The organism is Blautia sp. BCRC 81119 (assembly GCF_003184505.1).
GTDB classification, from domain to species: Bacteria; Bacillota; Clostridia; order Lachnospirales; family Lachnospiraceae; genus Blautia_A; species Blautia_A fusiformis.
In genome coordinates this window covers 86,872-102,184 of sequence record NZ_QJHD01000004.1, presented here as the reverse complement: position 1 = coordinate 102,184, position 15,313 = coordinate 86,872, and the positions used below count along the sequence as shown (strand labels likewise).

The window sequence follows — 15,313 nt, the reverse complement described above, 5'->3', positions numbered from 1 at the left end:
GCTAACTGGAAAATGGTATCGGATCCAGGGGTTTACATATATGATTTTAACGTGTTATCATAACAAATAAAAAAGATACAGAAAACGGAGAAACGGGCAGGCTGAAACGGATCAAATGTAAGACTGTATTTCCGCGTTCTGTAAAAAGACAGGAGATAGATAAAATGGAATTCTGGGATATTTACGATGCAGATAAGAAACCGACAGGACGAACTATGAAGCGCAATGACTGGTGTTTAAAGGATGGAGAGTATCATCTGACAGTTTTGGGCGTGGTAGCAAGACCGGACAAGACCTTTCTTATTACTAAACGTGTGATGACAAAGGCCTGGGCTCCGGGCTGGTGGGAGGTTTCCGGCGGTGCAGCCCAGGCAGGAGAGGCTTCCCGTGATGCAGTACTCCGTGAGGTGAAAGAGGAGACCGGACTGGACGCCAGTGAGGCAGAGGGCGGATACCTTTTTACATATAAAAGAGAGAACCCGGGGGAAGGAGATAATTACTTTGTGGATGTGTACCGTTTTGTCATGGATGTGGAGGATAAGGATCTGAAGCTTCAGACAGAAGAGACAGACGGATATATGTTTGCAACCCTGGAGCAGATCCGGGCGTTTGCCGCAGAGGGAAAATTCCTACATTATGACAGTATTAAGAAGGTGTTTGAGTTCTGAGCAGATTTTTGAATGATTTTTATCCTGATGTGGAAATAGATGTTGTTTTCTGTGGATTTATATTTCGATTAACGTTGTTTTTTGCCTTATTTTCGAAGAATTGTATTGACATTAAGAGGCTCAGATAGTAAAATTTAACGTAGGGAAATTATAAGCCGGATGAACAGAGTCCGGCTTATCGAATATTACGTACGTCGAGAACATCTGACGCATCAAATTATGTTTTGCACAGCTGAACTTGATGCAGTAATTTCTGAGAGTGCTATAGATCGATCGGGAAGAATATAGCAGTAATTAAAAAAATGCTGTAATACGAAATTTTTGAAAGCGAGGAATCATCAATGGCGGATGAACATAGAGATCAGATCAGAATCGTACAGGAAACCGTAGCCGGTAAGGAGATCACATTTGCCCATATCATGGGTGGTCCGGCACCTATCATATATCAGAAGCTTGGACTGAATCCGCAGGTGGACTATGGATCATCTGCAATTGGTATCATGAACATGACACCTTCCGAGTCTGCTGTGATCGCATCCGATATTGCTGTGAAGAGCGGTAATGTGTATCTTGGATTTGCAGACCGTTTTACAGGAACACTGATCATAACAGGAGAGATTTCCGATGTGCAGACTGCAATGGAGGAGATCGTGGATTATTTCCGTGATACTCTGGGATATGTAGTATGCAATATCACCAAGAGATAAGGAAGTGTACCATGGAAGAACGGATAACAAAGGAAGAACTGCTGGAGAGGCTGTTTCATGATGATTATGAGAACCTTAAGGGAAGAAGACTTCGGCTGACCCGGGTGAGAGTACCTGGAAAGGAGCTTTCCTTTGCACATGTTTTTACACCAAATGACAGATCGATATATGAGAATCTTGCGTTACATATCGGTGTTCATGAAGGTGAAGATCACAGAGGAGATGCCATCGGCATGGTCCGTGTCACACCCTGGGAGGCAATCGTGGTTGCGGCAGATGTTGCAGTGAAGGCAGCTCATGTGGAAGTAGGATTTATGGATCGTTTCTGCGGGACGCTGATCCTGACAGGCGGTTTTACGGAAGTGATGACAGCCGTGGAGGAAGTGGTACGATTTTTCCATGAGACATTGAAATTCGATGTCTGTAAGATCCACAGAAGCTGAGGCAGGACGGGATAAAAAATGAAAAAAATTTTTCTGATGGGTCGAAGTGAAGCCGGCAAAACATCCCTGACACAGGCGCTTAAAGGGGAAGAGCTTCATTATCATAAGACTCAGTATACCAATACAAATGAAGATACTATTGATTCACCGGGAGAATATGCGGAATCCAAGCATTTCAGCGTAGGACTGGCCTGCTTTTCCTTTGAGGCGGATGTGATCGCCATTGTACAGGCAGCCAATGAGCCCTTTAACCTGTTTAGTGACGGCAGCAGGAATTTTCTACTACGGCCGCTGATCGGGATCATCACCAAGGTGGATTCTCCCCATGCCAACATTCCCATGGTCAGACAGTGGATGGAGAACATGGGCTGTGAGAGGATCTTTATGGTAAATAACAAGACAAGGGAAGGCATCAGCGAGCTGATGGATTATCTGCAGGATGATCTCCCGACGCTTACGCTTGAACAGGCGAAATTCAAGCAGAGCCTTGGCCTTAACGAATGGGATTCCATGCCGGAAGGGGTGGAGTATCCGGAATCCATACGGTAAAATAGTAATATTCACGAAAAATGAATAAAAATACAAAATTCAAACAGAAAAAGTAGAAATTCCTCCGGAACTGTGATATACTGTCATCGTTTGGAAGATTCGTGGGCTGAAATGTAAGATCCCCAGAGCATGAAGGATAAAGAGGATAGAAACGGGGCTCGCAGATATATGGCAGAAGAGCTGTATGTCGGGAACACCGGGTATCCGTATCTGCCTTCATGTTCCGGGGATTTTTTATATTCTATACACAGATTTTCCGAGTGGATGCAAAAGACAAAAAATAAGAAGGACAGGAGAGGAAAAGATGTTTGAATTATTTGAAAATCTGACCAACTGGCTCTGGGGACTGCCGTTGCTGATCACGATCCTCGCTACAGGCGTATATCTGACAGTACGTTCCGGTTTCTTCCAGTTTCGCCATTTTGGTTACATTGTGAAAAACATGTTCAGTAAAGAACGTCGCCAGGAAGGCGGAGATGACGGAAAGAGCCTGACACCGTTCCAGGCTATTTCCATTGCGATCGGAGGTACTGTTGGTGTATCCAATATGTCCGGTGTTGCAACGGCTATTGCAACAGGAGGACCTGGGGCATTATTCTGGCTCTGGATCGCAGCGCTTCTTGCCATGGTCATCAAGATGGCAGAGGTAACACTTGCTGTATACTACAGAGAGAAACAGCCAAACGGTGAGTACCAGGGAGGCCCGACCTACTACATGCAGAAGGGGCTTGGCGGAGAGAAAAAGCTTCCCTTCTGGAAACTTTTTGCAGTACTGTTCGGCGGCTGTATTTTCATGACATGGTTCATTACTTTGCAGAATTATACAGTATCAGAGGCTGTCGGAAGTACCTTCCACCTGCCGTACATCGTACCGTCACTTTTGTATGTGGCAGCGATCTATCTGATCATCATCGGCGGTGTAAAGAAAGTCGGCGTGATCTCTTCCTATATGACACCGATCATGTGTATGCTTTACATTGTAGGCTCTCTCGCAATACTGGTAGTGAATTTTGACAAGCTGCCGGAAACCTTTGGACTGATCTTCAAGGGTGCATTTACAACACAGGCGGCAGTCGGCGGATTTATGGGAGCCGGTGTTGCAACAGCAATGCGTCTTGGCTTTGCCCGTTCCGTATACAGCAACGAGGCAGGCTGGGGAACATCTCCTATGATCCATGCTTCCGCAAAGACAGACCATCCTGTAAAACAGGGACTGATGGGAGCATTTGAGGTATTTGCAGACACCATCGTAGTCTGCTCCATGACAGGTCTTGTTGTTATCATCACCGGCTACTGGAATTCAGGACTTCAGGGATCAGAGCTGACACTGACAGCATTTGAGTCTGGAATGGGCTCCATTGCGAGAGCACTGATCGCGATCAGTATTTTTCTTTTTGGATTAACAACATCAACCGGATGGTTCACCTACTACAGCGTGATCCTGAAGCACTGGCTGAAAAATAATCAGAAGGTTCTGAAGATTGCAGAGAAGGTTTTTATCCTTGGAACACCATTATGGGGTCTTCTGGTCACAGTGCTTACTCTTTACGGAAACGGAACACCGGCGCAGCTGTGGGTAATTGCAGACTTTACAACCGTATTCCCTACATTTGTAAATGTTGCCACATTGTTTATCTTAAGTGGTACTTTCTTTAAACTGCTGAAGGATTACAAGGCGCGTTACATGGGAATCGGAAAGGTAGACAAGGATATGGCACTTTTCTACGAGGATAAAAAAGAAAAAGAGGAAAAATAAACAGTGGATACAATTTTTTTTAACGGATGTATAAGAACACTGGATGACAGTGAAAAAGTGGCAGAGGCTGTGGGAATCGAAAATGGCCGGATCGTTTTTGTGGGAACTGATAAAGAAGCGGAAGCTTTTTCCTGCAAAAAGCGGATCGACCTTAAGGGAAGGCTGATGCTGCCCGGTTTTGTGGATACACATATGCATATGCTGCATTATGCATTTGTGGAAAGATCTGTAAAACTGTTTGACTGCACAAGTGTTGAGGAAATGCTTGCCGCAGCAAAAAAAAGACTGGAGGAGAGCAAAGGTCAGAAGCTGACCTGGCTCTACTGCAGAGGCTGGAATGAGGAGCATTTTGATAAGCCACGCTATCCGCACAAGGATGAGCTGGATGCGCTCTCAACGGAAATCCCCATCATTATGGTGCGTGTCTGCGGGCATGTGGCTGTGTGCAACAGCTGCGGTCTGGAGCTTCTGAAAAAAATCCCGGAGTTCCCGGAGATTGAGAAGGAGGTTGACCTGGATACCGGACTTCTGAAGGAGAATGCAGTACAGTTTTATTCTTCCGTATTGGAAGCACCATCCCAGGAAGAAGTGGAAGACTACATCAAATACAGTGCGAAGAAGCTGAATGAATGTGGATTTACAGGTGTACAGTCCGATGATCTTGCTTCACTTCCGGGGAAAAACTGGCGTCGGATCATGGCCTCCTATAAGGCACTGGATGCCAGAGGAGAGCTGAGTATCCGCCATTATGAGCAGTGCCTTTTTGAGCGGGCGGAGGATGCGAAGGCTTTTATTGAGGAAGGATATCGTACCGGACAGAGGGGGTATCACTTTACTGTCGGACCAATGAAGCTGATCCAAGATGGTTCCCTTGGTGCAAGAACAGCGGCCATGAATGAGCCTTACGAGGATTCGCCGGGAAATACCGGGATCATCACATTCAGTCAGGAGGAGCTTGACGATCTGTTTGCTTTTTTTGACCAGCATCAGATGCAGGCAGCGGTACACTGTATCGGCGATCGTGCCATGGATATGGTCATTGAGGCAGCAGCGAAATCTCCTTACCGGAAGGATAATAAAAAGGGCAGACATGGTATCGTGCATTGCCAGATCACCAATCCGCGTATTTTGCAGGGGATGAAAGACCAGGATCTTCTGGCATATATCCAGCCGGTATTTATCGATCTGGATATGAACACAGTGGAACCTGCCATCGGCGCACACCGTATGGATAAGGTGTATGCATGGAAGAGCATGCTGGATATGGGAATCCATACGTCCGGCGGTTCGGATGCTCCTGTGGTAAGCTTTGATGCCATGGAGAATATTTATTTTGCAGTCACCCGCAAAAATATCAGCGGTCAGCCACAGGAAGGCTGGATCCCATCCGAAAAAATGTCTGTAGATGAGGCGGTGAAGCTTTTTACAAAAAACGCAGCTTACGCTTCCTATACAGAGAAGGAGAACGGAACGATTGAAACCGGGAAAAACGCGGATCTTGTAGTTCTTGAGAAAGATATTTATTCCATTGATCCCGATGAGATCAAGACGGTGAAGGTGGATATGACAGTTCTTGGCGGCAAAGTCGTCTTTGAACGGGAATAAACCATTCCCATAAATATTTATGAAAAAGAAAAAGGAGGAGAGTAAGATGAAGAGAAAACTGGCACTGCTTCTGACAGTGACAATGCTGGCAACAAGTGTGTATACACCGTGGCTGGCAAATGCGGCAGAGTTTACTTCCGGTGAAGAAAACTCTCTGTACACGGAAGAGAAACCGGAAACAGAAGAAATTGAAGAAGAACCGGAAGCAGACACAGAAGAAGCCGGAGAAGAGGAGGTACAGGAAGATATCCTTTCCGACGAAAACACGGACACTGGTGAAGCGGAAGAAATTCAGCCATCAGAGGAAATGACAGAGGAGGAAGAAACACAGGAGCTTCTGCCAGAGCCGGCTGACGGAGAACAGGAATCTGCTTTTGAGGATGGCCAGACAGAAGAAGCCGGCGCAGGTACCACAGGCGTCTGGAACGGACTTAACTATAAGGTATCCAATGGGGAAGTAACGATCCTTTCAGTGGTCTATGATCAGCATTTTGACAAAGACGGGAAAAAGACCGGGGAGGACCGCTGTCAGCAGACAGACGGAAAGATCCCTTCAAGTATCGCAGGCTATCCGGTTACGGAGATCGCAGGAGGAGCCTATGCGAACTGCATTAACATGACTGAGGTGGTCATTCCGTCAACGGTGAAGAGAGTGGAAAGGGAAGCCTTCAGCGGCTGTACTTCTGTTCGCAGTATTTCACTTCCGGATAATGGAGTTACCATCTGTGCCGGTGTTTTTCAGGGCTGTACGGCACTGAATTCTGTTCATATACCGGCATCTGTAAAGGCGGATGGAGCCATCGGGGAAAGTCCGGCCTATGCAGGCGTATTTGCACGATGCAGCGCACTGCGGAATGTAACCTTCGGAGAAGGCATTACCTCGATCCCCAAGGGATTCTTTTTAAGCTGTACCGGGCTTCTCAGTATCAATATACCGGACAGTGTGACAAATATCGAAAAAAATGCGTTTAACAGCTGCGTCAATCTGAAAGATGTCCATCTTTCCGCAAAGCTTGAGTCTATCGAAGCAGGAGCCTTTAATAACTGTAAAAGTCTGAGCAAGATCCAGCTGCCTTCCACACTGAAGGTTTTAAGAGGCAGTGCGTTCAGCGAAACCAGTCTTACAGAAATCAATATTCCGCCACAGATGAAAACAGAGGATTATACCGCAGCCAACAGAGCATGGGGAGGACCGTTTGCAGGTCTGACGACACTTAAGAAGGTTACATTTGAGCAGGGAATGGAAGAAATCCCGAGAGGTATTTTTTATTCACCGGGGTCAATGCTCATGCTGGAGGAAGTGGTTCTGCCGGATTCCGTAAAAAAAATCGGCTATCGGGCATTCTGTAACTGCGGATATCTTAAAGAGATCACACTGCCCAAAAACCTGGAATCTATCGATGCAGATGCATTCTGGAACTGTACGGATCTGAAGCTGAGCAGAAGTGAACTTCCGGCATCCCTGAAAGTCATCAATGGTTCTGCGTTCTATGGCTGTAAAAATATTGACAGGATCGTATTTCCGGAAGGACTGGAATTTCTTGGAGGAAGTGCCTTTGGAGGCTGTACAGGCCTTAACGAGATCAATGTGCCGGCAGGTGTTGATACTGCTTACCGGGAAGCAGGACCTTTTGTAGATTGTTCCAATCTTAAAAAGGTTACATTCGCAAAGGGAATCGATAATGTTCCCTACAGCATTTTTGAGAACTGTAAAGGCCTTGAAACCGTAGAGATCCCGGATACAGTGAAAAAAATTGAGTCCTATGCCTTCAGCGGCTGTACAGGGCTTACAAAGGTGAATATTCCAAAGAACGTAACACAGATCGACAATGATGCATTTCTGAAATGCAGTGCGCTGAAGGAAATCCAGCTTCCGGAATCGCTGGTCTATATGGGATCTGAGGTCTTTAAAGCATGCACGGCACTGGAGAAGATCACATTTCCTTCCCGGAATATTGCAAATGGAACAGGCTCCAATATTTTTGCGGAGTGCAGTTCCCTGAAGAATGCTACGATCCCTTCCGGGGTTACAAAGCTGAATGATAGCCTTTTTGATGGCGTATCAGAAAATTTTGCCATTTACGGATATACAGGATCCTATGCAGAAAGCTACGCAAAGGACCACTCATTCAAGTTTGTTTCCGTAGGAACCACAGAAAAATTAAACTTTAAGATCACATTCAACAAAAATGCGAAAAAAGCAGTGCTGTCGGAGAAACAGAAGACAAAGCTCCTGAAAAAGGGAGAGGCATTCGGAACCCTTCCGGTACCTGTCTATAAGGGATATTATTTCCTGGGATGGTATACCAGAGCAGGAAAAGGCGGCACGAAGATCACTTCCAAGTCTTTATTACTTCTGCCCGAGGATTTGACATTATACGCACACTGGGCAAAAGCAGATCTGACCAAGGCAAAGATCACCGTTGGAAGCCGTACCTGGAACGGAAAGGCATCCCTTCCAAAGGTAACGGTAAAATTTAACGGTATAACCTTAAAATCCGGTAAGGATTATAAGGCATCGACCAAAAGCAAAGAGCCGGGAACCGGAAGTGTGACTATTAAGGGATCGGGTGCTTTTGCAGGATCAAAATCTGTAAAGAAAAATTTCAAGATCAATAAGGCTGCACGTACACTGAAGGTATCCAATGTGATCAAAGGAGCCGGCAATAAAGGAAAAACGTTCACCATTTCCACAAAGATCAACGGAGGTAAGGCAGATAAACCGAAGATCACCTTTAAGAGCAGCAATTCTTCCGTTGCAAAGCTAAACGGAAGTAAGGCGACACTTCAGAAGACGGGATATTCTTATATTACCGTAAATGTAGGCGCCACAAAGCATTACAAGGCAGTATCCAAAAAGGCTCTTGCGGTTCTTCAGGGAAAACAGAACATTACCTTAAATCCGGACGGAATGAAAAAAGGTACAAAAGCCAATACCTATGTTACCTCCGGCGAACTTCTGGCGAAGCCATTAAGAGTCAAGGCACTGGATGAGGCGGCAGTTACCTGCAGCGTGAATGCATCCGGATTAAATGGAGAAGCATGGATCACCGGCGGAGACAAGCTTACGGCAAAGGGTAGAGGAAAGATCACCATCAGGCTCACCGCAAAAGAGAGTAAGCATCATGTTTACCCAAAGACAACCAAAACCATTACGGTGGAGGTGAACGGTTTTGCCGTTTACGGCAAGGAATGGGCTTATGAACAGAACAATAACGGAACCATAACCCTGGTAAGATATTATGGAAAGAATTCCAAGGTCGGTATTCCGTCAAGCCTGAGCATAGCTTCCTCTGCAAGAAAAGTAACAGCACTGGGGGCGGGACTGTTTAAGAACAATACGACGATAACGTCCGTAAGCATTCCTTCCAGCGTAAATACCATTGGAGCCAGTGCATTTGAGGGCTGTAGCAGCCTCAGTGAGGTCAGCAATTCTTCTGCACTTAAGAAGATCGGCGCAAATGCCTTTAAGAACTGTAAAAAACTTAAAAATATCGAATTACCGGAAACGGTTACATCCATTGGAGCCGCAGCGTTTATGAACTGTTCTGCACTTACCATGATCAGGCTTCCTTACGAGCTTACTATCATTGAAGCAAATACTTTCTCCGGATGTACCACAATGGGGGGAGCGCTGTATCTTCCGTTAAATCTGGAGACTATCGGAGATTCTGCTTTTGAAAACTGCCGGGCTATCGGCAAGGTACACGTTTTCGGTTATGTGACCAGAATCGGAAAAAATGCTTTCCAGGGCTGCGAAAGCCTTGCGGAAGCAGCTTATGCCGGAATCAAAAGAGGATGGACTCAGTCCATTTCCTGGGGCGCAGGCAATGAAAAACTTAAAAACGCAAGCCTTACCTCCTATGTTTACGGAGAAAACTTCCTTTCAAGTTTCGTGAAGATGTCAGAAGAAGAATTCCTTACAGATCATGCAGATTACCTTGGAAATGCAGAGATCAGCAAGGTTGCAAAAGAATTGCAGAGTGAATCCTATACTGCAATGGCATCAAAAAGTAAATTTGATGATATGGCAGCAGCACTGATCAGCCAGCTGGAAGCAGGCACACCGAATGTAAAAGCCATATTTGAACATTTTACCGGTGTAAGCTACAGTGAAGATAAGCTTAACATGGAGATGGCCAGAGAACTTCTTCAGAGTATGCAGGAAGAGGACTGGAACAGAAGATATGATTCGCTGGCAGATCTGTTGAAAGTAATAAATGGATTTTTCGGTGAAGCCAAGAATATCCGTGAAAGCTTTAAACTGGACGGGAGAACCCGTTATCAGTTTGCCCGGACAGTTTCCTCAAAGTTTTTAAATGGAGCGGTAGATGCCAGCAAACTGAATAATGCATTTAAACTGTTTACGGATAACTGGGGCAAGATCGAAAAAGCGAACAAAGCAATTGGAAAGGGATTAGACCTTTATGACTTTGTGATCTCCTGGATGCTGGTCCTGCATGTAGAATATGATCAGATCGTACAGCTGATGCATCTGGTTCCGACAGACAGTGGTCTTTATACAGGACTGAATAAGCTGGAACAGTGGTACAGTAAGGATATCTACAGTATGGCGGTGGATTATATAGCAGATGATATTCTGAGTGAAACAGCAGACCTTACCAATGATCTTATAACAAAAGGTATCGTAAATACTGTATGGAAGGGGCAGAAGCTGGGTGCTTCCAGCTATACCCTTGTAGCAAAATGGGGATTTAAACTGGTGGGCAAGGCATTCAGCGGAATCCAGCCATCGATCTCAGCTTACAATAAGGCATGGATCACTATCTGTAATACAAGATATCTTCAGTCCCAGATGGAAAATCTGCGAATAAAACTGGCAAACGGCCAGAATGATAATACAAACAGAAAATATTTTGCAACAGCAGCAAAGGCATACTTCGCATCTCTGCGTCAGCAGGTTGAGTATGTATCCAAAGCTGTTGACAGCAAACAGTCCAGCGAGCTTATGTTCCTGTACAGAAGATACGAACCAGGACTTACCTACAATTCCTACATCTATTCCCAGATCGCACGGTATGAGGGAATCTGACAAAAAAGGAGAAAACTGTAAATAACGCCAAAAAAGCTGTCCGTAAATGCGGGCAGCTTTTTTTACGGGAAACTGAGAAGATGTTACTGTTCACTCCGTTCTCAGTAACAGTAAAATTGATACATGGAAAATACTGATTGAGAAACAAGGGTAAACTGGTTATAATAAAATTAAGAAGTAAGCAGAGCATAGAATGATCAGTAGAAAATGAGGGATGATATATGCCAAAGATGATGCAGGATTTAATCGAACAGTATGTAGAAGAGATCAAGAAGATCTATGGTTCCTATGTACGCCAGATAATCCTTTATGGTTCATGTGCAAGGGGTGACTTTCGTCCGGATTCTGATGTGGACATTATGATTCTGGCAGATATATCAGATCTGGAATTAAAGGCATATGCACAACAGCTCTCGTACATGACCTATGACTTTAATATGGATCATGACACGGATATTAAGCCTATTGCAAAAAGTGAAGCACATTTTAACAAGTGGATTGTGAACTATCCATTTTATTCCAGTAAACTTGCAGAACAAATTTCAAATGATAGTTATGGAATAGAAAATATGGATGCAAAATATCTGGCAGAAGATTTGATCGAGAATGAGCCGAAGCTTTTTGGATAAATTTTTTTACTCTGAATGATATACTGTAAAAGCAACAATAATAAAGATAAAAGCACTCTCTTTACATATAGTAACAGGCAGTATTTACATATCCACAAATTTCAGAACAACAAGGAGAACCGTATGGATCATTTCAAATTACACTCCGAATACAACCCACAGGAGACTAGCCTCAGGCTATCGAAAAACTGGTCAATCATTATAGTGCTTCTTATTGTAGTGGGAATATCTATGGTTACTTTTGGATCCATCGTATGTAATAAATTGCGACAACCACAAAACTATATTGAAGCAGTAGACTCAGATAGTATAGAAATGAAAACTGCTGAATTGTTATCAGGAATTGATGGAACAATGATGTTTCGATACAATTCAAGGGATACATTTAAAACGTTATCTATTTACTTGTCAGAATATCAGCTTGGACAACGAGTTTCACATAAAAAAGTTTTGGAACTTTCCTATGAAGATGTGAAATCTTCCACAAATGGATTGATTGTCATTACACCGGATTTTGATAATTTTACTGCAAAGCTCATCGCAGCAGATAAATATTCAAAATATATGACAGAAATACCAATTTTGGAGGGAGTTAAAAACAGGGAATATTATGGAAGATCAGCAACGACTATTGAAAACAAATGCAGGATAGAGTATGGAACAGAGCAAGGATTAGCAGCACTGATTTATGGAGAAAAAGGATTAAGCTCGTTGCCAATACAGGATATTGCAGGGGAGCATATAGATACAGATAATGAGTACATGTATTACTATTCGGTTGAATTTATAAAATAGCACTAATAAAAAGAAGAGGATGTCACGTAATCTGATTTGATTCGTTGGCATCCTTTTTTGGCATTTAGGACAATAAGCGGGAATCCTCGGCAATTCAATTACCGAGATGAAAGCGCAAGATTGTGCATATCTGCACATTGAAATAATATAATAATCTCCCAATCCCTTGATATTAATGCCGTAACCGGCATATAATCATTCGAAAATATGTTCGATTTTTGCTGCGCATTTTTATTCGTTATGTTATACTATATGTATGAAAGAAAATCTAATACATTACAGGACTTGTGTGTGTAATATTAATTACCATATGGTGTGGTCGGTGAAATACCGGCGGAAGATATTAAACCCAGAAATTGAGGAATACCTAAAGGAACTGGTGCAGCAGATCGCTGAGGATAAAGGTTTTACCGTTCATTTATTTGAATGTGGTGAAGGTGATCATGTCCACTGTTTTGTATCAGCTCCACCAAAGCTGTCCATAACAGCGATCGTCAAGTATCTGAAGGGGATCACCGGTAGAAAACTGTTCGAACGTTTTCAGGAAATAAGAGACCAGCTATGGAAGGGAGAGCTGTGGAACCATTCCTATTATGTGGAAACGATCGGATCTGTATCTGAGGAGAATATCCGCCGTTATATTGAGCATCAGAGCAAGTCGTATTAAACCAAGGTGGAGTGTAGATTTCTATCTGCATAGCTGTCCAAAGGGGGAAGAGGAATGCTGCTGTCACACAGAACATCTGTAAAGATCCGGCCGGAATATTCCAATATCATAGGGCATATGTGTTATGCAGCTTCCAAACTCTGGAATGTCTGCAACTACGAACGTCATCATTATAAAGAGCTGGGACTGGAAAAGTATCCTGACTGGTATTATCAGAAAAAAGCGCATAAAGGAGATCTGTGGTACAGACAGCTTCCGTCACAGATAGCACAGGAGATCTGCAAACAGCTGGACAAAGCATGGAGATCTTTTTATGTCCTGAAAAAGACCGGAGGGGTCAAAGATCCAAATCCGCCCCGTTTTAAACAGGACAATATCCCGGTCACATACATGCAGATGGGGATCCGGCATGAGAAAGGTTCAGATCGGTTGCGGCTGTCTCTGCCAAAGGATCTGAAAAGCTATATGGAAGAAACCTACGGGATCCATGAAAGATTTCTATATCTTGAAAATAAGATTTTCAGGGACATGGATCATATAAAACAATTGCGGATCTATCCGCCGGAAAACGGAAAATGTGACCTTATCGTTATCTATGAGATCGAAGGGACAGAGCAGCTTTCCCAGAATGGACATTATTTATCTATTGATCCTGGACTTCATAATCTGATGACCTGTTATGATTCCGGAAACGGTCGGACTTTTATCCTTGGAAGGAGATATCTTTCATTGGAAAGATACTTTCATAAAGAGATCGCCAGAGTGCAGTCTGTCTGGTATGCGCAGCAATCGGAAAGAGGGATAAAATATCCAAGATCATCGAAACATATCCAGAGACTTTACAGAAAAAAGCAGAATACAGTGAAGGATTATCTTCATAAAGTGACCAGATGGATTGCAGAATACTGCAGAAAAGAAGATATCCGCTGTGTGGTTGTGGGAGATATCCGAAATATCCGTAAAGAGAAGGATATGGGGCATAAGGTCAACCAGAAGTTTCACGGACTGCCATATAACAAGCTGTATATCATGCTGGGATATAAGCTGAAACTGTATGGGATCCAATTGATAAAACAGGAGGAAAGCTATACCAGCCAGTGCAGTCCGTTATCACCGGAAGTATCAAAAAGATATGCAGAAGCAACAAACCGAAAAGAACGGGGCATGTATATAACTGAAGGAGTAAGCTACAATGCAGATGCAGTAGGCGCATTTAATATCCTGCGGAAATATCTTTCCGCATCCGGAAAAGAGAAGACACTGTCCGTAACCGGACTAAAAAATCCAGAAATAATAAAAGTAGCTGTATAGCCGAAAGGCAAGCAGTATTGGTGTCATGGACGTACCCTGAAAAAAGGCGGTATCCCGCCAGATTTCAGATGCTCTGGTAACTAAGTTGCCGAGTAGTTCACTTTTTATGACATTATAGATTTCATAACCTATTTCTTATTTTTCGGTATTCTCTCGGCGAATATCCTTTCAACTTGTGAAAAAGCCGACTGAAATAAAGCTGGTTATCATATCCGACAATCTTAGAAATCTCATGGATGGAATAAGTTGTTGTTTCAAGTAACATCTGAGCATTGTTGATGCGGATTCCCACAATGAATTGCATTGGTGTAGAACCGGTATATTTTTTGAAATTTCGGATAAACCAGCTGACACTCATGCCTCGTGAGGCAGCATAATCATCAATATTGATATTTTGATTGTAGTTTTCACTGAAAAAGGTAACAGCATTATCCATCTCATGATCAAGGTATTCATTTTTTAATATGTGCTCTCTTGTCAGTTCCCGGTGGAAACTGATCAGAAGATGACGTAGCAAAAGGACAAGCATTTCCTCATAATTGTCTTGACAGCGTTGCAGCTCGATAATGATACGTTTGAAAATTTGTTCATATTCATTAGATGTACCCACTTGAAAGACACGTTCTTTATCCGGAAACCCATATTGACGTAAGATATTTTTTACATTGCTTCCTGTGAAGTGAATCCAGTATACTTCTGTCTTATCTTCTCCGTAATATTCATATTTTTGGAGTTCTTTCGGTCTGTACAGTACAATGTTGCCGGCTGGAACAATCGTTTCATTATTTACATTATCAAAATGAAAATGCCCACAACCAGCAGTGATATATATAATCTGATAATCCAGACGACCCTTTGGACGGTAGGTCGGAAGTTTGGGATGTCTGGAAAGACGGTAAGTACCACAGCTACCTACAATCAGCGGACGACTTTTGTCTTTGAAATCCATATGTGAGTGGTTCAAATAACCGGTGTTCAAATACATAGGACAGCACCTCTTTTCGTACTTTTTATCATTGTATCATTTAGTGCATATTTTGTCTAATCCAATTCATAGACATATTTTGCGAATTAGGATAAGCTATATATATAGCATAACTAAGGAACGTAAACAAAAAGTAAAGTATAAG

12 protein-coding genes and 1 pseudogene are annotated in these 15,313 nt (G+C 43.3%); 12 read left to right on the top strand and 1 reads right to left on the bottom strand.

The genetic code is table 11. The features are described 5' to 3' along the window. Positions 1-164: 164 nt before the first annotated feature. From DMI82_RS03645 to DMI82_RS03590, 12 genes and pseudogenes are all read left to right on the top strand, one after another. The gene (locus tag DMI82_RS03645) at positions 165-668 is read left to right on the top strand and encodes an NUDIX hydrolase (protein ID WP_092069605.1); all 504 of its coding nucleotides are present in this window, start codon (positions 165-167) and stop codon (positions 666-668) included. Between the two features lie 341 nt (positions 669-1,009). Beyond that, positions 1,010-1,375 (top strand): BMC domain-containing protein, encoded by a 366-nt coding sequence (locus DMI82_RS03640; protein WP_015527035.1) that lies wholly within the window; start codon positions 1,010-1,012, stop codon positions 1,373-1,375. Positions 1,376-1,386: 11 nt separating this feature from the next. Continuing rightward, on the top strand, positions 1,387-1,818 hold the full coding sequence (locus tag DMI82_RS03635) for a BMC domain-containing protein (RefSeq protein ID WP_044961969.1): 432 nt from the start codon (positions 1,387-1,389) through the stop codon (positions 1,816-1,818). Between the two features lie 18 nt (positions 1,819-1,836). Continuing rightward, positions 1,837-2,367, top strand: coding sequence for a EutP/PduV family microcompartment system protein (locus DMI82_RS03630; RefSeq protein ID WP_022426452.1), 531 nt, complete (start codon positions 1,837-1,839; stop codon positions 2,365-2,367). Between the two features lie 129 nt (positions 2,368-2,496). Further along, complete coding sequence (locus tag DMI82_RS03625) at positions 2,497-2,679, top strand: hypothetical protein (protein ID WP_015527038.1); 183 nt, start codon at positions 2,497-2,499, stop codon at positions 2,677-2,679. Continuing rightward, positions 2,672-4,123: an alanine/glycine:cation symporter family protein gene (locus tag DMI82_RS03620; RefSeq protein WP_021652308.1), complete on the top strand. Its 1,452-nt coding sequence runs from the start codon at positions 2,672-2,674 to the stop codon at positions 4,121-4,123. The genes DMI82_RS03625 and DMI82_RS03620 overlap by 8 nt, the downstream gene beginning before the upstream one ends. Before the next feature lie 3 nt (positions 4,124-4,126). Further along, positions 4,127-5,728, top strand: a complete 1,602-nt coding sequence (locus DMI82_RS03615) for an amidohydrolase (protein ID WP_110102509.1) — start codon at positions 4,127-4,129, stop codon at positions 5,726-5,728. 46 nt (positions 5,729-5,774) lie between these two features. Continuing rightward, positions 5,775-10,781: a leucine-rich repeat protein gene (locus tag DMI82_RS03610; RefSeq protein ID WP_059085378.1), complete on the top strand. Its 5,007-nt coding sequence runs from the start codon at positions 5,775-5,777 to the stop codon at positions 10,779-10,781. Between the two features lie 221 nt (positions 10,782-11,002). Then, positions 11,003-11,305, top strand: a pseudogene (locus tag DMI82_RS03605) (nucleotidyltransferase domain-containing protein); the annotation flags it as partial. Between the two features lie 228 nt (positions 11,306-11,533). Beyond that, positions 11,534-12,205 carry a transcriptional regulator gene (locus tag DMI82_RS03600; protein ID WP_227573683.1) on the top strand — a complete coding sequence of 224 codons (672 nt, stop codon included), beginning with the start codon at positions 11,534-11,536 and terminating at the stop codon, positions 12,203-12,205. A 256-nt stretch (positions 12,206-12,461) separates the two neighbouring features. Beyond that, positions 12,462-12,872 carry an IS200/IS605 family transposase gene (gene tnpA, locus DMI82_RS03595; protein ID WP_180211315.1) on the top strand — a complete coding sequence of 137 codons (411 nt, stop codon included), beginning with the start codon at positions 12,462-12,464 and terminating at the stop codon, positions 12,870-12,872. A 54-nt stretch (positions 12,873-12,926) separates the two neighbouring features. Further along, entirely contained in the window at positions 12,927-14,183 is a 1,257-nt protein-coding gene (locus tag DMI82_RS03590) for an RNA-guided endonuclease InsQ/TnpB family protein (RefSeq protein WP_227573684.1), read from the top strand. Between the two features lie 121 nt (positions 14,184-14,304). On the opposite strand, the gene DMI82_RS03585 is transcribed toward DMI82_RS03590, so the two are convergent. Next, positions 14,305-15,168 (bottom strand): AraC family transcriptional regulator, encoded by an 864-nt coding sequence (locus DMI82_RS03585; protein ID WP_044961974.1) that lies wholly within the window; start codon positions 15,166-15,168, stop codon positions 14,305-14,307. Between the last annotated feature and the right edge of the window lie 145 nt (positions 15,169-15,313).

Bases quoted from the DNA above. Each gene is read 5' to 3' on its own strand.
- DMI82_RS03610 (WP_059085378.1), top strand. From the start codon at position 5,775: ATGAAGAGAAAACTGGCACTGCTTCTGACAGTGACAATGCTGGCAACA.
- DMI82_RS03635 (WP_044961969.1), top strand. From the start codon at position 1,387: ATGGAAGAACGGATAACAAAGGAAGAACTGCTGGAGAGGCTGTTTCAT.
- DMI82_RS03625 (WP_015527038.1), top strand. From the start codon at position 2,497: ATGAAGGATAAAGAGGATAGAAACGGGGCTCGCAGATATATGGCAGAA.
- DMI82_RS03640 (WP_015527035.1), top strand. From the start codon at position 1,010: ATGGCGGATGAACATAGAGATCAGATCAGAATCGTACAGGAAACCGTA.
- DMI82_RS03590 (WP_227573684.1), top strand. From the start codon at position 12,927: ATGCTGCTGTCACACAGAACATCTGTAAAGATCCGGCCGGAATATTCC.
- DMI82_RS03645 (WP_092069605.1), top strand. From the start codon at position 165: ATGGAATTCTGGGATATTTACGATGCAGATAAGAAACCGACAGGACGA.
- DMI82_RS03600 (WP_227573683.1), top strand. From the start codon at position 11,534: ATGGATCATTTCAAATTACACTCCGAATACAACCCACAGGAGACTAGC.
- DMI82_RS03585 (WP_044961974.1), bottom strand. From the start codon at position 15,168: ATGTATTTGAACACCGGTTATTTGAACCACTCACATATGGATTTCAAA.
- DMI82_RS03630 (WP_022426452.1), top strand. From the start codon at position 1,837: ATGAAAAAAATTTTTCTGATGGGTCGAAGTGAAGCCGGCAAAACATCC.
- tnpA (WP_180211315.1), top strand. From the start codon at position 12,462: ATGAAAGAAAATCTAATACATTACAGGACTTGTGTGTGTAATATTAAT.
- DMI82_RS03620 (WP_021652308.1), top strand. From the start codon at position 2,672: ATGTTTGAATTATTTGAAAATCTGACCAACTGGCTCTGGGGACTGCCG.